The organism is Geobacillus sp. CAMR5420, from assembly GCF_000691465.1.
In the GTDB taxonomy this organism is placed as follows: Bacteria; Bacillota; Bacilli; order Bacillales; family Anoxybacillaceae; genus Geobacillus; species Geobacillus thermoleovorans.
In genome coordinates this window covers 1-16853 of record NZ_JHUS01000078.1, presented here as the reverse complement: position 1 = coordinate 16853, position 16853 = coordinate 1, and the positions used below count along the sequence as shown (strand labels likewise).

The 16853-nt window shown below is 46.7% G+C and carries 12 protein-coding genes and 4 pseudogenes; 2 read left to right on the top strand and 14 right to left on the bottom strand.

Annotation, left to right across the window (positions count from 1 at the left end; genetic code table 11):
- Window positions 1–91: 91 nt before the first annotated feature.
- The 6 genes and pseudogenes from DI44_RS00260 to DI44_RS00275 all read right to left on the bottom strand — a co-directional run bounded on the left by DI44_RS00260 (window position 92) and on the right by DI44_RS00275 (window position 4484).
- The gene (locus DI44_RS00260) at window positions 92–634 is read right to left on the bottom strand and encodes an NADPH-dependent FMN reductase (protein WP_020278731.1); all 543 of its coding nucleotides are present in this window, start codon (window positions 632–634) and stop codon (window positions 92–94) included.
- Window positions 635–770: 136 nt separating this feature from the next.
- Window positions 771–2213, bottom strand: a complete 1443-nt coding sequence (locus tag DI44_RS00265) for a glycoside hydrolase family 1 protein (RefSeq protein ID WP_014195217.1) — start codon at window positions 2211–2213, stop codon at window positions 771–773.
- 115 nt (window positions 2214–2328) lie between these two features.
- Window positions 2329–2466, bottom strand: a complete 138-nt coding sequence (locus tag DI44_RS19275; RefSeq protein ID WP_198527206.1) for a hypothetical protein — start codon at window positions 2464–2466, stop codon at window positions 2329–2331.
- 22 nt (window positions 2467–2488) lie between these two features.
- Window positions 2489–3385, bottom strand: a pseudogene (locus tag DI44_RS19785) (FAD-dependent oxidoreductase); the annotation flags it as partial.
- A 7-nt stretch (window positions 3386–3392) separates the two neighbouring features.
- Window positions 3393–3734, bottom strand: a pseudogene (locus DI44_RS00270) (electron transfer flavoprotein subunit alpha); the annotation flags it as partial.
- Window positions 3735–3962: 228 nt separating this feature from the next.
- Window positions 3963–4484 (bottom strand): DoxX family protein, encoded by a 522-nt coding sequence (locus DI44_RS00275; RefSeq protein ID WP_014195214.1) that lies wholly within the window; start codon window positions 4482–4484, stop codon window positions 3963–3965.
- Window positions 4485–5192: 708 nt separating this feature from the next.
- On the opposite strand from DI44_RS00275, the gene DI44_RS00280 reads away from it, so the two are divergent.
- Both DI44_RS00280 and DI44_RS00285 read left to right on the top strand, forming a co-directional pair.
- On the top strand, window positions 5193–5573 hold the full coding sequence (locus DI44_RS00280) for a hypothetical protein (RefSeq protein ID WP_014195213.1): 381 nt from the start codon (window positions 5193–5195) through the stop codon (window positions 5571–5573).
- A gap of 323 nt (window positions 5574–5896) precedes the next feature.
- Window positions 5897–6151 (top strand): GlsB/YeaQ/YmgE family stress response membrane protein, encoded by a 255-nt coding sequence (locus tag DI44_RS00285; RefSeq protein ID WP_014195211.1) that lies wholly within the window; start codon window positions 5897–5899, stop codon window positions 6149–6151.
- A gap of 125 nt (window positions 6152–6276) precedes the next feature.
- Here DI44_RS00285 and DI44_RS19780 read toward each other — a convergent pair whose 3' ends face one another.
- The 8 genes and pseudogenes from DI44_RS19780 to DI44_RS0117465 form a co-directional block, all read right to left on the bottom strand.
- Window positions 6277–6990: an Ig-like domain-containing protein gene (locus DI44_RS19780; protein WP_347229982.1), complete on the bottom strand. Its 714-nt coding sequence runs from the start codon at window positions 6988–6990 to the stop codon at window positions 6277–6279.
- Between the two features lie 54 nt (window positions 6991–7044).
- Window positions 7045–8176: pseudogene (locus DI44_RS19775) on the bottom strand (glycosyl hydrolase 53 family protein); the annotation flags it as partial.
- 650 nt (window positions 8177–8826) lie between these two features.
- Entirely contained in the window at window positions 8827–10887 is a 2061-nt protein-coding gene (locus DI44_RS00290) for a beta-galactosidase (RefSeq protein WP_014195209.1), read from the bottom strand.
- Window positions 10888–10909: 22 nt separating this feature from the next.
- On the bottom strand, window positions 10910–11761 hold the full coding sequence (locus DI44_RS00295; protein WP_014195208.1) for a sugar ABC transporter permease: 852 nt from the start codon (window positions 11759–11761) through the stop codon (window positions 10910–10912).
- A 3-nt stretch (window positions 11762–11764) separates the two neighbouring features.
- Window positions 11765–13021, bottom strand: coding sequence for a sugar ABC transporter permease (locus tag DI44_RS00300; protein ID WP_014195207.1), 1257 nt, complete (start codon window positions 13019–13021; stop codon window positions 11765–11767).
- Window positions 13022–13166: 145 nt separating this feature from the next.
- The gene (locus DI44_RS00305; protein ID WP_033026651.1) at window positions 13167–14453 is read right to left on the bottom strand and encodes an extracellular solute-binding protein; all 1287 of its coding nucleotides are present in this window, start codon (window positions 14451–14453) and stop codon (window positions 13167–13169) included.
- A gap of 125 nt (window positions 14454–14578) precedes the next feature.
- A complete protein-coding gene (locus DI44_RS00310) occupies window positions 14579–15571 on the bottom strand; it encodes a LacI family DNA-binding transcriptional regulator (protein ID WP_033026647.1) in 993 nt (330 codons plus the stop codon).
- A gap of 140 nt (window positions 15572–15711) precedes the next feature.
- Window positions 15712–16848, bottom strand: a pseudogene (locus DI44_RS0117465) (ISL3 family transposase).
- Between the last annotated feature and the right edge of the window lie 5 nt (window positions 16849–16853).

Genomic DNA, 16853 nt, shown 5'->3' with positions numbered 1-16853 from the left:
TTTTATTTTGCAATAAACACCCAAAATGCGAGTGCGTTTTGGATCAACCCTTTGTTTCGCACAATCTATGAAGGCAAGAAGTCCGTCGCCATTAGCGCCCGACCCATTCGATAAACCGCCCGATCACTTGATCCAAAAATTCCACCGTCGCAGCATCAACGAGATTTCCCGCTTCGTCGAATTTTTGGCTTGCAACATTCACCAGCACCTCGTTCCCGGCCGGCGGCAACACTTTCGCAGCCAGCCCCGGGCTTTGCAAGATTTGGCGCAAATGAAGCTGGGCTCGGATTGTTCCCATCATCCCTGTCGATACTCCGACAATCATCACGGGTTTATTGACCAACACTTTGTCCACACGCGACAGCCAATCTAGCGCGTTTTTCAGCACGCCGGGAACGGACCAATTGTACTCCGGTGTCACGATCAAAACCCCGTCCGCATCCGCCACTTGCCGCTTGAATGCCGCCACGACTTCGGGCGGATCGAGTTCATCGTCTTGATTGTAATGCGGCAGAGCGCCGATATCGGCAATGTCCAATTGGAATTTGTCTTTGTACCGTTCTCGCATAAACTCCGCTAATTTCCGGTTATATGAGTCTTTTCGCAAGCTTCCGACAAGAGCCACAATGTTCATCATTTTCGTCCTCCTTCAAATGGGGTTGATGGTCAATTTCCCCCGCAGCGCAAGGCGAGCGCGCATTCCCTTACTATTTTGCCATTCGATTCCATCAGCTGCCTTTTGCTTCAAATTCCCCTTGCGGTCATTCCCATTATAACTCTTCCCCGTTCGTCGCGATGACGTTTTGATACCAATCAAACGACTTTTTCTTTCTCCGCTCGAGCGTGCCGCTGCCGTCATCGTGTTTATCGACGTAAATCAACCCGTACCGTTTTGAAAACTCGCCGGTCGAGGCGCTCACGAGGTCAATGCAGCCCCATACGAGATAGCCAATCAATTCGACGCCATCGGCGATCGCTTCACGCGCTGCTTCGATATGACGGCGCAAATAGTCAATGCGGTAATCGTCGTGAATCGAGCCGTCTTCTTCCACTTTGTCATGCGCCCCAAGCCCGTTTTCCACAATAAAAAGCGGTACGCGATACCGATCGTACAACCGGTTTAAAATGATGCGCAGCCCTATAGGGTCGATCTCCCAGCCCCAGTCGCTCGCTTTAAGGAACGGGTTTTTCACCCCATCAAATACGCTGCCGGGGATGAGCTCATCATCCATCTTGTCTTTTTTCTGGGTGACGGACATATAGTAGCTTAAACCGATATAGTCGACCGTATGCTTCTTGATCAGTTCCAAATCCCCGTCGCGAATATCGAGTTTCACCCCGCGCTCGTCGAACACGCGTTTCATAAAGGATGGATACTCGCCGCGCACTTGAACGTCGGCGCAAAAGAAATTCAACAGCCGCTCCTCTTCAAGTGCATGCATGACGTTTTCTGGATTGCAGTCGTACGGGTACACGGGGGCGGCGAGAATCATGCAGCCGATTTTTGCGTCCGGAATGATCTCGCGGCACGCCTTCACCGCCAGGCTGCTGGCGACAAATTGATGATGGAACGCTTGAAACAACTCTTGATATTTCGTCTCTTCGCTTTCCGGCACAAATCCCATGCTCATGAGCGGAAAATGGAGCGCACCGTTTATTTCGTTAAACGTCAGCCAATATTTCACTTTATCTTTATAACGCTGGAAAATCACCTTGGCGTAACGTTCAAACAACGTTACCAGTTCGCGGCTCCGCCAGCCACCGTATTCTTTGGCCAAATGGAGCGGCATTTCATAATGGGAAATCGTCACCACCGGCTCAATCCCGTATTTATGTAACTCATCGAACACCCGATCATAGAAGGCAAGCCCTTCTTCATTTGGCTCAAGCTCGGTGCCGTTCGGGAAGATGCGCGTCCAGGCGATCGATAGGCGGAACGCTTTAAATCCCATCTCAGCAAACAGGGCTATATCCTCTTTATACCGGTGGTAAAAGTCGATCGCTTCATGGTTCGGGTATGTGTACTTCTCCTTATCAATGGCAAACTGCAACCCTTTTTCCCTAAGCAGTTGTTGCCTCATCTTTCCTCCCGGAAGCACATCGGCAATGCTTACCCCTTTGTTTCCTTCGCCAAATCCTCCTTCGATCTGGTTGGCCGCCGTCGCTCCTCCCCATAAAAAGTTGGTGGGAAACGCCTCGTTCGTTGTAACCACTAGTCAGTCCCTCCTGTGCAAGTATGCCTCCCCACTAGCTTACCACAAACGCCGCTCCGCCTACACCGACGAATGCTTCGTTCCGCTGTTTCTTCTCCCCCATAAAAAACCACCCTTACAACGGGTGGTTGACATCGGAAGAAACACGAATCGTTTGCCTTTTCGTCAACTCCACATCGACCGTTAACAGCTCTTTTTTCTCCCAACTGACGAAACGGTCTTCCCATAACACGTGGCAAGAGTGATCATTCATTTCAAGCACGATTCCCCTCGCCCACACCGTCCCCGACCACTTTCGGCATCGAGTGGTAGCCGCCTTCCGGGATCAAATGCGCCAAGTACTCGACCGGCTCGCTCCCTTGGAGATACGGCCGGATCATCGGATGGTTTTTGACATATTCGAGCAGCTCGTACGGTTTGATTTTATGTTTGATCAGCCCGGAAAGCAGCGTGCCGACGCCGATGCTTAAGGTGTCTTTATTGGTGTATAAAAATCCGGTTCCTAATATGCCTTTTGTTGCATCGCCGAGCAGCTCGATCGTGCATCCTTGCTCCGGATCAAGGTTGAAACGTTCTTCGATCACTTTTTTATCGAGCTTGACAATGTCCATCACTGCGAGCGCGACTTCATCCGGCCGCCATTCGCGGTGAAACCCGAGCTGTTTCGCCAAAAGCGAGTTCACGCCGTCCGCCAGCACGACGACATCGGCATACACCTCGCCGTCCGGGCGGTCGGTGCGGACACCGACGACGCGGCCTTTTTCAACGATGCATTCGAGTGCCACCGTTTCACAAACGAGCAACGCCCCTTGTTCGACTGCTTTCTCGGCAAACCATTGGTCAAACTTCGCCCGCAAAACGGTAAAGTTGTTGTACGGCTCGCGCCCCACTCCAATCCTTTATAGCTGAACGTCACCGCCGACTCTTTATCCATCAGCATAAACCGCTGCTCAACGATCGGCCGCTCGAGCGGGGCCTCTTTATAAAACTCCGGAATAATGCCTTCCATCATTTTTCGATAGAGCACGCCGCCCATGACGTTTTTCGATCCTGGATATTCGCCGCGCTCAAGCAATAATACGTTGACCCCGGCTTTGGCAAGCTCATAGGCGCACGCCGTTCCGGCCGGCCCCGCTCCGACGACGATAGATACAATCAAATTTTTCAGGCATGGCGGATTTCCTCCTCGATATCAAGAATCGTCGTATCCGCCGTCAGTCCGGTCGGCAAATCAGTGGCAATGGCGCTCGCCAAGTCTTTCCCTGTCGGCGTCGCCCCGTACAGCAGCACTTCCGGTTTATACTTTTGACAACAGTCAAGCAAAGCGCGCATATACGACTCGGTCCGGTAATGGGCAAAAATCGGATCGTCGTATACATAAACGACATCCGCCCCATAGGCAAACAACGTCGGCGCAAGCGGTTTGACACCACTTCCAATCAGCACTCCGCCAAGCTCGGTGCCGCGTTTATCCGCCAGCGTCCGCCCGGCTCCAAGCAACTCCAAGGAAACAGGGGTCACCTTCCTCTGATAGAAACAAGCATTCCTATTATATAGATAATAAAAATGATATTAATATTGTTTTAACACTCAACTAACGCGATCCAATCAAAGATAAAACACTTTTTTCAAAAAAAATATACTCAATCACTCGCCGCCAGTGAACAAAACGAACGGCCGCTCCCTCCATATGGAAAGAAGCAGCCGTTCAAGGGGGAGTTCGCACCCGTTTCAAGAATGCACCCACGGTTACTTATGCGCCGCAGCCGGACGGTGCGGATGATTCGGGCGATGCATGCTGCCCATCCGCTCACGGAGATACGGCAATACCCAACGGTCCAAACCGTAGCGGCCCGCGTTCGCTCCAGCGACGAGAATGAACACCGTCAGCAGCACCATTTGCGGGTTCGTGCTCGTCGTGCCCGAGAACATGAAGGCGAAGTTCATGACTGCTCCCATGAGGGCGGCGAATGTCGTAAACAATCCGAGAATAAGTGCGATCCCAACGAGAAATTCGCCCCATGGCACGAGGAAGTTGAATAATCCGACATTCGGCAGCGCTACGTTTTCGATAAACGCCGCCCACCAGCTTTGCACGGCCGGGTGTTCGCCCGTGGCCTTCGCCAATGCTCCTTTTAAAAATCCGGTGGCGTCAAACCCTTGTGTGATTTTTTCCCATCCCGCCACCATCCACTCATATCCTAAATACAGCCTCAATACTACCATCAACGCTGACGCTGTAACGTGTTCGCGCAGCCATTTTACTACCATTGTATGTCTCCCCTCTCATTTTGGAAGATGTTCCTTACACTTTTATCATACTCCTTTTTCAGACAAACGAAATAAGTTTGTTCACCATTTCACAATATATTCAAAAAACTATGGCAAAATGGTGAAAAGGCATGTACGGCGGCAACGATTATGAAGAGAAATGAAGGGAAAAAGATGGCCTGAGTTCGACCCGAGTTCGACAGTCACTAGGCAACGTCCCTTGATACAAAAGGGGATCGGAGGCATTTGGGCATACCTTGAGCGTGTATCTAGGCGCGAGGATGGATGCCTAGGATCTTCGGCGGAGGCTCCAGCCTAGAGCCGCAAAGAGTTGCGCTTGCTTGGACGTCAGCTCGGTTCGTTGAGAAAGGTCTCCGTTTTTAAAAGAATAAATGAATAAATCGTGTGCCTGTGAAATTCGAAGTTTTTTCTAGGATCCGCACCACGAAGTGCTTGATATAACAGCATTTTGATCATTTCCATTTGCCTAAAATGGCCTCAAAACTGTCGAACTCGGGTTATATTTGTTAAAAATTACAAAAAATAAGCCGAGCCACCTGTTCCCTCAAAACGCCACCATGATCATGGACCAATCACGACGCCGCAACTCAAGCCAACCATCCATTAACAGAGAAAAATCTTATTCAAAACGTCCTTTTCTTTTCCCTGCTTCACGTCGTATAATCAAAAAAGAGGAGGTGAACAAGCATGGAGCGCGATACGGTGGTGAAAGAAGTGGTCGAGGCGCTGAAAATATTTTCCCGCGACATCCGCACCCAAATTGACGAAATGGGAAGTCAGCTGAGAGCGGAAATCCAAGACACCGCCAACCAGTTGAGAGCAGAAATCCAAGAAACGGCTAACCAACTGAGAGCGGAAATGCAAGAAACGGCCAACCAGCTGAGAGCGGAGATGCAGCAATTTCGCGCCGAGGTGAACGAGCGGTTCGACCGACTCGAACAAAAATTCGCTGGCTTGCGCGTGGAGCTGACCGAAACGCAAGAAACCGTCCATTTCCTCGCGTCCAAAACCATCCAACACGAGAAAAAACTCCACCATTTGGCCAAGCAGCTTGAAACCATTCGCTAGTTTTCCTTCATCCGAAAGCCGCGTTTGACTGCAAGTCAAGCGCGGTTTTGACTTTTGCATCTCGGCTTCTTCGATCCCGGATCAAATCCCCTCCTGCCCGGCCGCGCACGAAGACGGAAGAGAAGCTGGCGATTTATCCGTTATCATGAACACAATGGTTTCCAATACGCAGCCAAAACTCTGCCCCCGGACAAAACGCCCAAAACAGAGAATGCGCGCCGATAAAGTATGATGGGGCTTTTGCGTGCATAATTGATGCTCCTTTTGACGCACAATATAAATTACAAAAGAATCCTTTTCATGATTTGAGGGAGGAATCATCCATGTCGTTTCTTTGGAGCTTAATCGTCGGGGGCGTCATCGGTTGGCTGGGAGGTCTTCTGACGGGCCGCGATATTCCAGGAGGAATCATTGGCAACATTATTGCTGGGTTTATCGGAGCCTGGCTTGGAACGGCGCTCTTTGGCAACTGGGGGCCGACCATCGGCGGATTTGACATCATCCCCGCGCTGATCGGTTCCGTTATCCTCATTTTGCTTGCAAGTTTTGTCATTCGCAGATGGCACAGGACGGCGTGATTCCAAAAACCTTAGGGTCGCAATGGATTCCGCTTATGCAAGACTCAGAGCGCAATCTTCCATCTCCAAATTCATGCTCACACATGAAGGAACCGGGCTCTTCTCAGCCCGGTTTTTAAAGTTCGTTACTTAGTTCGATATAATTGAAAATCATCCAGCGTTCCCCAAGCGCCGCCATTTGCCTTGATGCTCACTCCGATCGTCACGGTTCCGTCACCAATATAAATATCATGAATCTCAGGATGACTCCAATTCAACCAACCATTCACCCTGGCAGCCGCTCGATACTCTTTACCTCCTGTTTTCGCATACAAGTATATTTCTGCATCGGAGGCATCTCCTCCTTGCAAAAACATCGATAAATCATAATATCCGGGCTCCAATCCCGTGATCGTCTGTTCTACTTGGAAATCAACAGCCTCACTCGAATAGAAGTGAAGGGAATAGTTTCCCGATTTCGCATCCGCAGCTTTCTCCAAATAATCCGTATGTGGAGAGGTGCCGTTTCGATAAATGATGGTCCACATCGTTCTGTCTTGATCCTCGAAGCTCGGATTGACTACATAGTTCTTCGGCGTAATGTCAAGATAGGCTTTTACCGTCTCTCCACCCTCCACTATACCTTGAATCACATGTGTTCCGATGCCAATTCTCAGCGCTTGATCCAACTCGTCCTGATTCCATTTCACAGAAACAGAGCGTTGGCTCCCATCATTATAAGTAGCTGTTACCGTATCAGGCAACTCAACCGGTTCACCAACTATAGCGCGAATATATATGTCTTTGATTTCATCGATTTTCAAAGGAGCTACAGCTCCTGTGTTTACATATTTAAACACATATAATGATGGTAAAGGTCGGCCATTAAAATCGAACAGCGCTTGATTATCTACAGCACTCCCCCCGTGCCATATCGCCGCATCAGGATCATATTCAGCAGCAAAACTAGACGCCCAACCAGATCCATATTTTTCCCATTTTTTCTCATTTTGCTTGAGACGTTCAGGAGGGCCAACAGGAATCCATGCAGGTTCCCAGTAAAACACCCCGATCCCCCGTTTACCTACAGCCGCCACCGCCTGAATCACATCTCGAATCGAGTTCGCTTGCCCTTGGACAGTAATCGGATAGTTCAGTATTTGTCCAGAACTCTTTGGAGCTGTATTTTCATGGCCGTCTCCATCTTTTTTCGTATATGGATAGGATGTTTCTGCCACCATCACTTTTTTATGATACGTATTGGCTACATGTTTCAACACAGACGTTAAATTGGCTAAAGTACCATGCCAAAACGGGTAATAGGAGCTAGCGAACACATCGTAATCCACTTTATGTTCAGCAAGCATTTTCGCTATGGATGCATATCTGCCTGGAGTTTCGGGATTCGTAAAATGAAGCGCAACCAGTATATTCCGATTCATCTCCCTTACCGCTCTGCTTCCTGCATTCATCAACTCACATATTTTCGCCCAATCCGTTTCCCCGACAAAAGCTCCATTTGTTTCATTTCCAATTTGAACCATTCCGACTTGAATTTCTTCTTTCAACATTGCTTCTAAACTTTCCTTCGTGAATCGGTATAAAGCTTTCTTTTTTGCTTCAAAATTGAGGTTTGCCCACGCTTTGGGAGGGCGTTGTTTGGCAGGGTCGGCCCAAATGGAAGTCCACTAGCACCTTCATCCCATTGGCCGTAGCTCGCTTTCCAATCTCAATGGCTTTTTTCAAATCGTTATTCCCGCCTCCATACCCATGCCCTTTCTCATCATAAGGATCGTTCCATACGCGCACCCGTACATAATTGATCCCGGCTTCTTTTAGCGTTTTAAAAATATCTTGTTTCTTACCAGCCGCGTTGTAAAATTTCACTCCACTGTCCTCAAGTGCGATAATACTCGAAACATCGACCCCTTTAACGAACCCTTTGCTTAGGCCATCCACCCTTTTTACAAAAATATCAGCTGGAACAGGCTTTGGCCCCTCTCGGCCTCCCGCTCTGTTCAGCGATATCAACTGAAAATGATCCATATAGCCCCAAGCGTTCGGTTTCCCAGTAACTATTGCACCGACTTCAAAGTTCAACGCTTCTTCTTCCAGTGTGAATTCCAATTTAACCGTCTCCCAAGAATTATATCCTTTTGTAACAACAGCCTCCGCCATCTGATCGCCTGCGAACAATTGAATATGACCCGCTTCGTCTCCTGCTCCTCCCATTGATTGAACAGAAAGTTCATAACTCCCTGGCGGCAGCTGTCCGATCGTTTGCTTCAATGTAAATGTTTGATTTCCGTTCGCTATATCGCGGACCCAGTATTTAAAGGCGCTATCTCCCTCATTCGGAACGATCCATGCATCATTTGAATAAGAAAAACGCTGTAGATCAACAGAACTCCAATCCTGTGCAGTGACTGTCCATGACCCATCAGCCCAAAAATCCGATTCAAATCCCCCGTTAATTAAATAATTATACGAATCAGCCGCTGCTTTATGAATATGATTGGACGAAAACGGCATGATCATCACCATCATGGCGACTAGTATGAAAAAAAATCGTTTCCTCATCCTCTCCCCCGCCTCCATGACTATTTTAACATCGCACACCAAAACACTTGATTGGCTGCCGTGTGAAACCAGCCTTTCTATTTGACAGATTTGTTGCTTGAACGATTCTCTCTCCTTTATCTCCTTTTCTCCACGACTCGCACCTCGTATTTACCTAGCGTGATCTCCCCTTCGATTTCCTCGCCAGTGAACAGATCCTTCACCTTTTCCTCAACAACAACAGCCTGTTTCTCCTCCGTAAAATTCATAATAAACACATAATCACATTCCGGGGCTTGCCGCGCTTGGACGGATACTCCTTTTCCATGCTTTACAAACAAGACAGGCCTCAAATCGAGCTTTTCCATCAATTCTTGATAAAAATCTCTATGGAATTGATCCTCTAGGCGGCCGCCAATATAATAGGCTTGACCTTTCCCGTATTGGTTGCTCGTCACAGCGGGCGTACCCGCATAAAAATCATCTTCATAAACTCCTTCGACTGTTGCAGTATACACCTTGATCACCGTTGCATAGTCTTTCAACTCGTAAGACTGTCCACGATAATGAACCGAATTTCGATCGCGTGGATAAAGAGTATCCGTTTCGATCGGTTCGATGCCGAATGTTTTCCTCAAATCGGGATGCCAGCCACCTAAATACGCTAAATCACATTCATTGACCATTCCACTTATATAAGTCATGACAAGCGTTCCACCGCTCCCTACAAACTGTTTCAAACGAGCAATCGTCTCTTCGCTCACTAAGTAAAGCATCGGCGCAATCAGCAATTTGTAGCGGGAAAAGTCTTGTTCCTTCGTGATGACATCAACAGGGATATCCCGCTCCCAAAAGGGGCGATAATGCTGTACGAGCGTTTGTGGATACCGTTTCGTTTCAGTCGCAAATCCTTGCGCATCATTTAACGCCCAATTGTTTTCCCAATCATACAAAATGGCCACTTCCGCCGACCGATTGGTTCCGACGATGCCAGACATTTTCTCGAGTGCTTTCCCAACTTTAGAAACTTCTTGAAATACACGGTTATCCGTGCGATTGTCATGGTCGACGACCGCACCGTGAAGTTTCTCAAACGCCCCCCGCGACTTGCGCCATTGAAAATAGAGGATGCTGTCGGAACCATGAGCGATCATTTGCATCGAAGATAAAAAGTGCATGCCTGGCCGCTTCGCTTTGTTCACTTTATGCCAGTTCACCAAACTCGGCGTGCATTCCATCAGTAAAAATGGCTGCTGCTTCAAACTTCGATACAAATCATTGATAAAACCGACTTTCATAGCCAAATCGGCAGTGCTCTCCCAATCATTGTGCCAAGCAGGATAGGCGTCCCAACTAATGACGTCAAGATGCTTCGCAAACTTGCTGTAGTCAAGTCCTTGAAAAGGAATTAAGTCATGCGTATCCGCCATAAAATTCGTTGTAATCGGAATATGAGGCGTCAACTCCCGAAGCGGAACGATCTCGTTTTCAAAAAAGGAAATCGTCTGATCTGTCACAAACCGTTTCCAATCAAGATTCAACCCATGAATCGTATGCTCACCAATCGGAGACGGCGACTCGATTTGCGACCAGTCGGTGTACGTATGGCTCCAAAATGACGTCCACCAAGCGGCATTCAGCGCGTCAAGATCATGATTGTATCTGTTTTTCAACCATTCACGAAACGCTTCTTGGCACAAATTACAATGGCATTCCCCGCCGTATTCATTGGAAACGTGCCACATGAGCAAAGCAGGATGATCTCCGTACCGTTCCGCCAGCAATCGATTGATATGTTGAGTTTTTTCACGGTATACGCTCGAGGTAAAACAATGATTATGACGCCCGCCATGCAACTGTCGAACACGCGCCGCATTCACCCGCAACACTTCCGGATACTTTTGCGACAACCATGCTGGTCGAGCACCGCTTGGCGTAGCCAAAATCACCCGCCCGCCAATACGGTAAATGTCGTCAAACACTTTATCGAGCCATTCAAAACGATAAACCCCTTCTTCCGGTTCGAGAGCAGACCAAGCAAATACACCAATCGTGAATGTGTTTGTGTGGGAGAGTTTCATCAACTCAAGATCCGCCTGCAAAAGATCCGGCCGATCCAACCATTGATCAGGGTTGTAATCTCCTCCATGAAGAATGAAGTTCGCTTGTGTTATATACGTTCGTTCATATTTTGGCATTACGTCGTCTCCTTTCCCTGCATCATCCTTTGATTCCACCCAATGTCAATCCGGACACAAAGTTCCGTTGCAACATCAAAAAGACAATCGCTACCGGAATGCTAATCAGAAGCGCCCCGGCTGCAAACGTCGTATAGCTCGCCCCCATCACTTCGTTAACGAGATTATACAGCCCGATCGGAAGCGTATAAGCATCAGGAGTTCGGAGAATGGCCGATGATAACACAAAATCACCAAGCGGTCCGGTAAATCCGTTCATCGCCACGACTGCAATCATTGGTTTAGACAGCGGCAAAAGAATTTGGAAAAAGATCCTCGTATTGCTCGCTCCATCGATTTTGGCACTTTCATCCAAATCTCTCGGGATCGAATCCATATATCCCTTCATCAAGTACGTATTCATCGGAATTTGCCCGCCGATATAAAGCAAAATTAACAGCCAGTGACTATTGAGCATCCCAAGCATTTGCGCCAAAACAAACAAAGCGATCAACGCAGAAAACTGCGGCACCATTTGCAGCAGCAAAAACAACGTTAAAGCATTTCTTCTTCCCTTAAATCGAAAGCGCGAAAATGCATAGGCGGTAAACGAAACACTAATCACGGAACCAAGCATCGTAAAAAAGCTAATTTTCATCGAATTCCAATACCAGCGTTCGTACAGTAAGCTTTCTTTGCCCGCAAACAACTCGCGATAATGATCAAGCGTCGGTTTTTTGGGGATAAGGGTGGTGCTGATTAAACTGTTCCCCGGATTCAGGCTGGCACCAATAGTCCAAAGCAGCGGATAGATGATTGCCACGGCGACAAACGTTAAAATGGCATAGGATACGAAGAGGCGAAGGAATTTTTTTGACCTGACACTGGATCTCATGTTCTATACTCCCTCTTTAAAAGAATTGGTCCGTCGAAATTGCCATAACGCAATCCCCATGACAAACAAAGATAACAAAATTGTTAAAGCGGCAGCCAACGCATATTGGCTTGATTGCATCGTCAATTTATAAATCCAAGACACAAGGATATCCGTTCCTCCCGCTGTCGATCCCGGAACAGCCGGTCCGCCTCCATTAAACAGATAAATAATGTTGAAGTTATTAAAGTTAAAGGTAAACTGTGTAATAATAATCGGGGCCATCGCCAACAGCACCATCGGCAATGTAATATATCGAAATTTGGCAAACATGGAAGCTCCGTCAATCGTCGCTGCTTCATACAATTCTTCAGGAATCGACTGCAAAACGCCCGTCGTCACGACAAACACATATGGGAATCCCAACCATCCTTGCATGAGGATGAGCGCCACCCTCGTCCAATGCTCATCAGTCATCCAAGGGATTGGATCGATGCCAAGCGCCGCTAAAATTGTATGATTGATGGCTCCAAAACTGTCATTAAATAAGCCAGCAAACACTAAAATCGTCACAAATCCCGGCACAGCCCACGGCAATACGAAAATGGTTCGATACAATTTCTTCAACCGAAGGTCTTTTTGGTTGACGATCACCGCCAATAAAATACCTGCCGCCACTTGAAGAGTGGAAGCAACGAGTGTCCAAATGACCGTCCATGACAACACATCAAAAAAGGTTGAGCGCCAAATATCAACCGTAAAAATTTTGAGGAATGTATCGAACCCAACCCAATCGACCAACTTGGCAGGAGGAGTATGATATAAATCATAGTTGGTGAAAGCTAAAGCAAAACTGAACAACACTGGAAAAATAACAGAAAAAACCAAAAGAAAAAAAGCAGGGCTGCTAACAACATACGGGTATCCTTGTTCCACAAGTTGATGGTACTCTTCTTTCAGAGTATTCAACCGATCCCCCCTATCCCTCCGCTCACCATTTTTATAAGCGTCCCACAAATTGAAACAATAAAAAGCCAATCCAAACAAAGCGACAATGACCGCAATAATCCCTTCTGCCAAAAGAAAAATCGAATTATCGCGTTGCACTTCTGTTCCAAGCGTCACAATCCCCCAAAACCCCATGTTGAACAGATCGGCAAACGCCGTCAAAAAAGAGGCAGCGAAAACAAGAAACAAAACTCCCTTCGCCCATTGTCGGTTATACCATTGACCTAGGCCAGGAATAATCGATAAACATAAGGCCATTTTCCGGTGTGACATGGACTCCCCTTCTTTCCTTGAAGAACACATTTTTTCAACACAAAACGCATCAAACAAAAAGATCGTTTCACACCATCACGATCGATTTATTGTAGGTCCTTGCACCTTGTTAGAAACGAAAGCGCAAGGACCTTGTTCTCTCCCCTTATTTGCCGCTATGTTTCGCCTTAATTTGCCCTTTGATCGTTTTCACCGCTTGATCTAATGCCGCTTTCGGATCTGCTTTTCCAGTCGCAATCGTTTGCAATGCTGAATCTGCAGGCTTCCATACCTCATTCATTTCCGGAATATTCGGGATCATTTCAGAAAATTGAGATTGCTCCGCAACCGCCCGTGCCGCCTCACTGTTTTTCACCACCGGATCATCCGCCAACGCTTTGACGGCCGGAACCTCTTTTGTCACTTCATAACGTTTTTTCGAATTTTCTTCATTCGCCAGAAAGATCACCAATTTTTCAGCAAGATCTGGATGTTTCGAGTAGGCGCTTACGTTGTAGCTTTTTACCCCAATAAATGCGCTCATATTTTTTCCGTTCTGTAACGCTGGAAGTTTCGTCACTCCAAAGTTGATTCCCGCTTTTGTAAACGGCTCAATATTCCACGGACCAGAAATGATCGCTGCTGCTTTGCCTTCCGTAAACAGCGATTCAAGTACATTAATCCCCTGCTCACCAATCATTCCTGACGGAAATAGACGTTCTTTATAAAATTTTTGAATCATTTTAGCCCCTTCGACAGCGCCGGCATTATTTAATCCAATATCGTTCGGATTGTAATTTCCGTTTTCGTCCTTGCCAAAAATGTAGCCTCCATACGCACTCATCACACTTTGAGCATAGTAAATCTGGTCAAACAGAGCCAAAAAGCCAAATTTTTTGCCATCTGTTACTTTTTTGGAATACTCATACCATTCCTCAAGCGTTTTCGGCAATTCCTCTTCAGAAATGAGATCTTTATTATAGTAAAGCATCGTTGTCTCGACCGCTTTTGGCAAACCATACACTTTGTTGTTTACTTTTTGCGACTGCATAGCGGCTTCCGTATAGATGGATTGAATGTCTTCCCCAACATTCAATTCTTTAATGAGCCCTTCCGTCACGGCTGTCCCAATCTGGTCGCTCGGCATCGTCAATACATCCGGTCCAGTGCCAGCCGGCCCGTCTAAACGCAAATCCTCAATTTGTTTCGCATACGGCTTCTCAATGATTTTTACTGTCACATTGTTTTCCTTTTCAAATTGGGCAATGGCATCTTTAATTCCCACGCCTTTTTGAATGTCTTCCCAAACGACGAGCTCTACTTTTCCATTGTTCTCTTTGTTTTCTCCTGCACGAGATCCTTGATTAGCATTTTCTTTAGGCCCACATGCAGCTAAAGACAAACTAAAAGCCATCACAGTCATAAGCGCAAGATGTTTACTAATACTCCTCATCATTTTCCCTATTCCCCCTTCTCATTCGGAAGCGCTTAACTACCTTCAATATAGCACCGACAATAAAAAATGTAAACAACTTTTTACTAAAATTAATAAAAATATTTACGAAACAAAAAAGAGGGCTAGTTCGTACTTTTCCGTACGATAAGCTCAGCCCCTAACAACAATGACTTGACAATTTTCCTCTTTTTTTGTATTCTCTCCAGCAACAGCTCGATTGCACTTTTGCAAATTTCATGAATATCAATATCGAATGTCGTCAATGGCGGCGATACGTATTTGGTAATGCTGATGTTATTGACACTGATGACGCTCACACGCTCAGGGATGGGAATGCGATGCTCATTCAACGCCTGCAGACAACCGACAGCAATGGGATCCGCCGCTACAAAAAACGCGGTAGGCAATCGATCCCCTAGGGTTTCAATGGCCTTGGTCATGAGTTCATAGCCATTGTCAAATGAGAATCCTCGGTGGCAAAAAATATACTCTTCGTTGAGCAACCCCTTTGCTTTCATGTAATGTCGAAACGCCCGCTCGCGCGAGTCCATCTCATCCTTTCCTGTATTCGGATTCGGATACGTCCCGCCAATAAAGCCGATGTCCGTATGCCCTTTCTCAAGAAAGAAGTCGATCGCTCGCTCAGTGATCTGCGTTAAATCCGGGCGCACCGAATCAAAACAGCGCGGGTCGGGCGACAAATCAATAAACACACCATTTGTCGTAATCGATCGCAGACGTTCAAGCTCCCGATCCGAAAAAATTCCAACGGCAATAAACCCCTCAATGTTCTCTGGAATTTGGTCAATGCCATCTGAAATTTTATACATTTGCAGTTCTAGATTAAACTCTTTCGCCAGATTTTCTATTTCCATCCTCATTGTTTTGTAATACACGTCTTCTAATTCCTCTTTATCCGTCAACCAATATAAAAAAGCAATATTGCGAATCACTTTTCTGATCGTTTTCTTGCGGTAGTTCAACTTTTCTGCTGCTTCATAAATTTTCTCCCGCGTCTCCTCGGATACCGAAAGATCTGGATCATTGTTCAATACCCGCGAGACAGTTGAAATGGAATAGCCTGCTTGTTTAGCAATGTCGCGAATCGTGGCCATATGCATTACCCCATTCTACTTAGTTGTATCCATGAGTATTATAACAAATACGCAATATTTTTACTAAAATTATTTACTATATGATCCTGAATCATGGCAACTTCCTGGTTCATCACCAAAAGATGTACTTGATTTTTACGTTAAAATGTGATAGAGGTCTCTAGACGGACACGCAAAGTAAAACGCTGGATATTTCGATACCCATATCCTCGCCTTTTGATCAATTTGATTTTGTTGTTGATTCCTTCCATTGGACCATTTGAGTAAGAAAAAACGATGCAAGAAAGCACTGCGTCTCTTCGAGTGATGAGTGCCTTGGCAATCCTGCGTACGGCGGCACAGTCGCTAAAAAGGTACCGGTCAAACCATTGGGTCAAACAAGTTTCGGCTTGCTTTCTTGTTTGGCTTTTGGATACGTAACGGAAATGTTGAAGTGCTTGATAGACATCACGTAAATAAGCACTTTCTTGGCACCATTGTCGAACTTCCTGTCTCTCTTCTTCTGTTCATTTTTCTGGACGTTGGCTTAACCATCGGCACACGCGGCGAACGCTTCCATGTTTGGTTCCGCCTTTGGCAAGGTATTTGCGACAACGTTCCAGTGCATCGGTGAATAACTGAATCACATGGAAGTGGTCAAGAACATGGATGGCTTTTGGACATACCTTTTCAATGGCTTTTCTCATGGCAGGAGCCAAGTCGCTGACAACATACTTCACTTTGGAGACGACGGGTTGAAGCGCCTCCACAATGGCTTCTTCATTTTTTCCAGAAGCAATGGAAAGGACATTCCGAGTCTGTGTGTCCATCACCGCTACTCCGTAATCATGTCCCTTTCGGAAAGCGAATTCATCCACACATACTACTGTAGGATTCGATGTTGGTAAAAGAGCCGGGGCATATTGATAAAACCAGCGTTCTACTGTCGTATAGGCGAGTTGTAACAAGCGAGCGACTTCTTGAATCGTTTTTCCGATGCATAACTGGGCGACCCAATGTTGAAACGATTCCGTCGCGATCCTGTGAGACGGAAGTCCCGGATAAGAAACGGTGAACGTCAGAAAACAGGCTTGACAACGCCGTCTTTCTATGGGAAGTTCAATCCAAAATAAACCGACCGTATTTGGATAGCCATGAATCCATTGTTTTCGTTTCGATGATATTTTGGTTGTCCGTCCGAAGCAAGTCGGGCAGATCGGACAATGAGGAGGGAGGGAAAGTTCAAAAATCCATCGTTCTCCCTCTTTTCGTTCTCCATGAATAAGTGTGAGTAAAATATTTG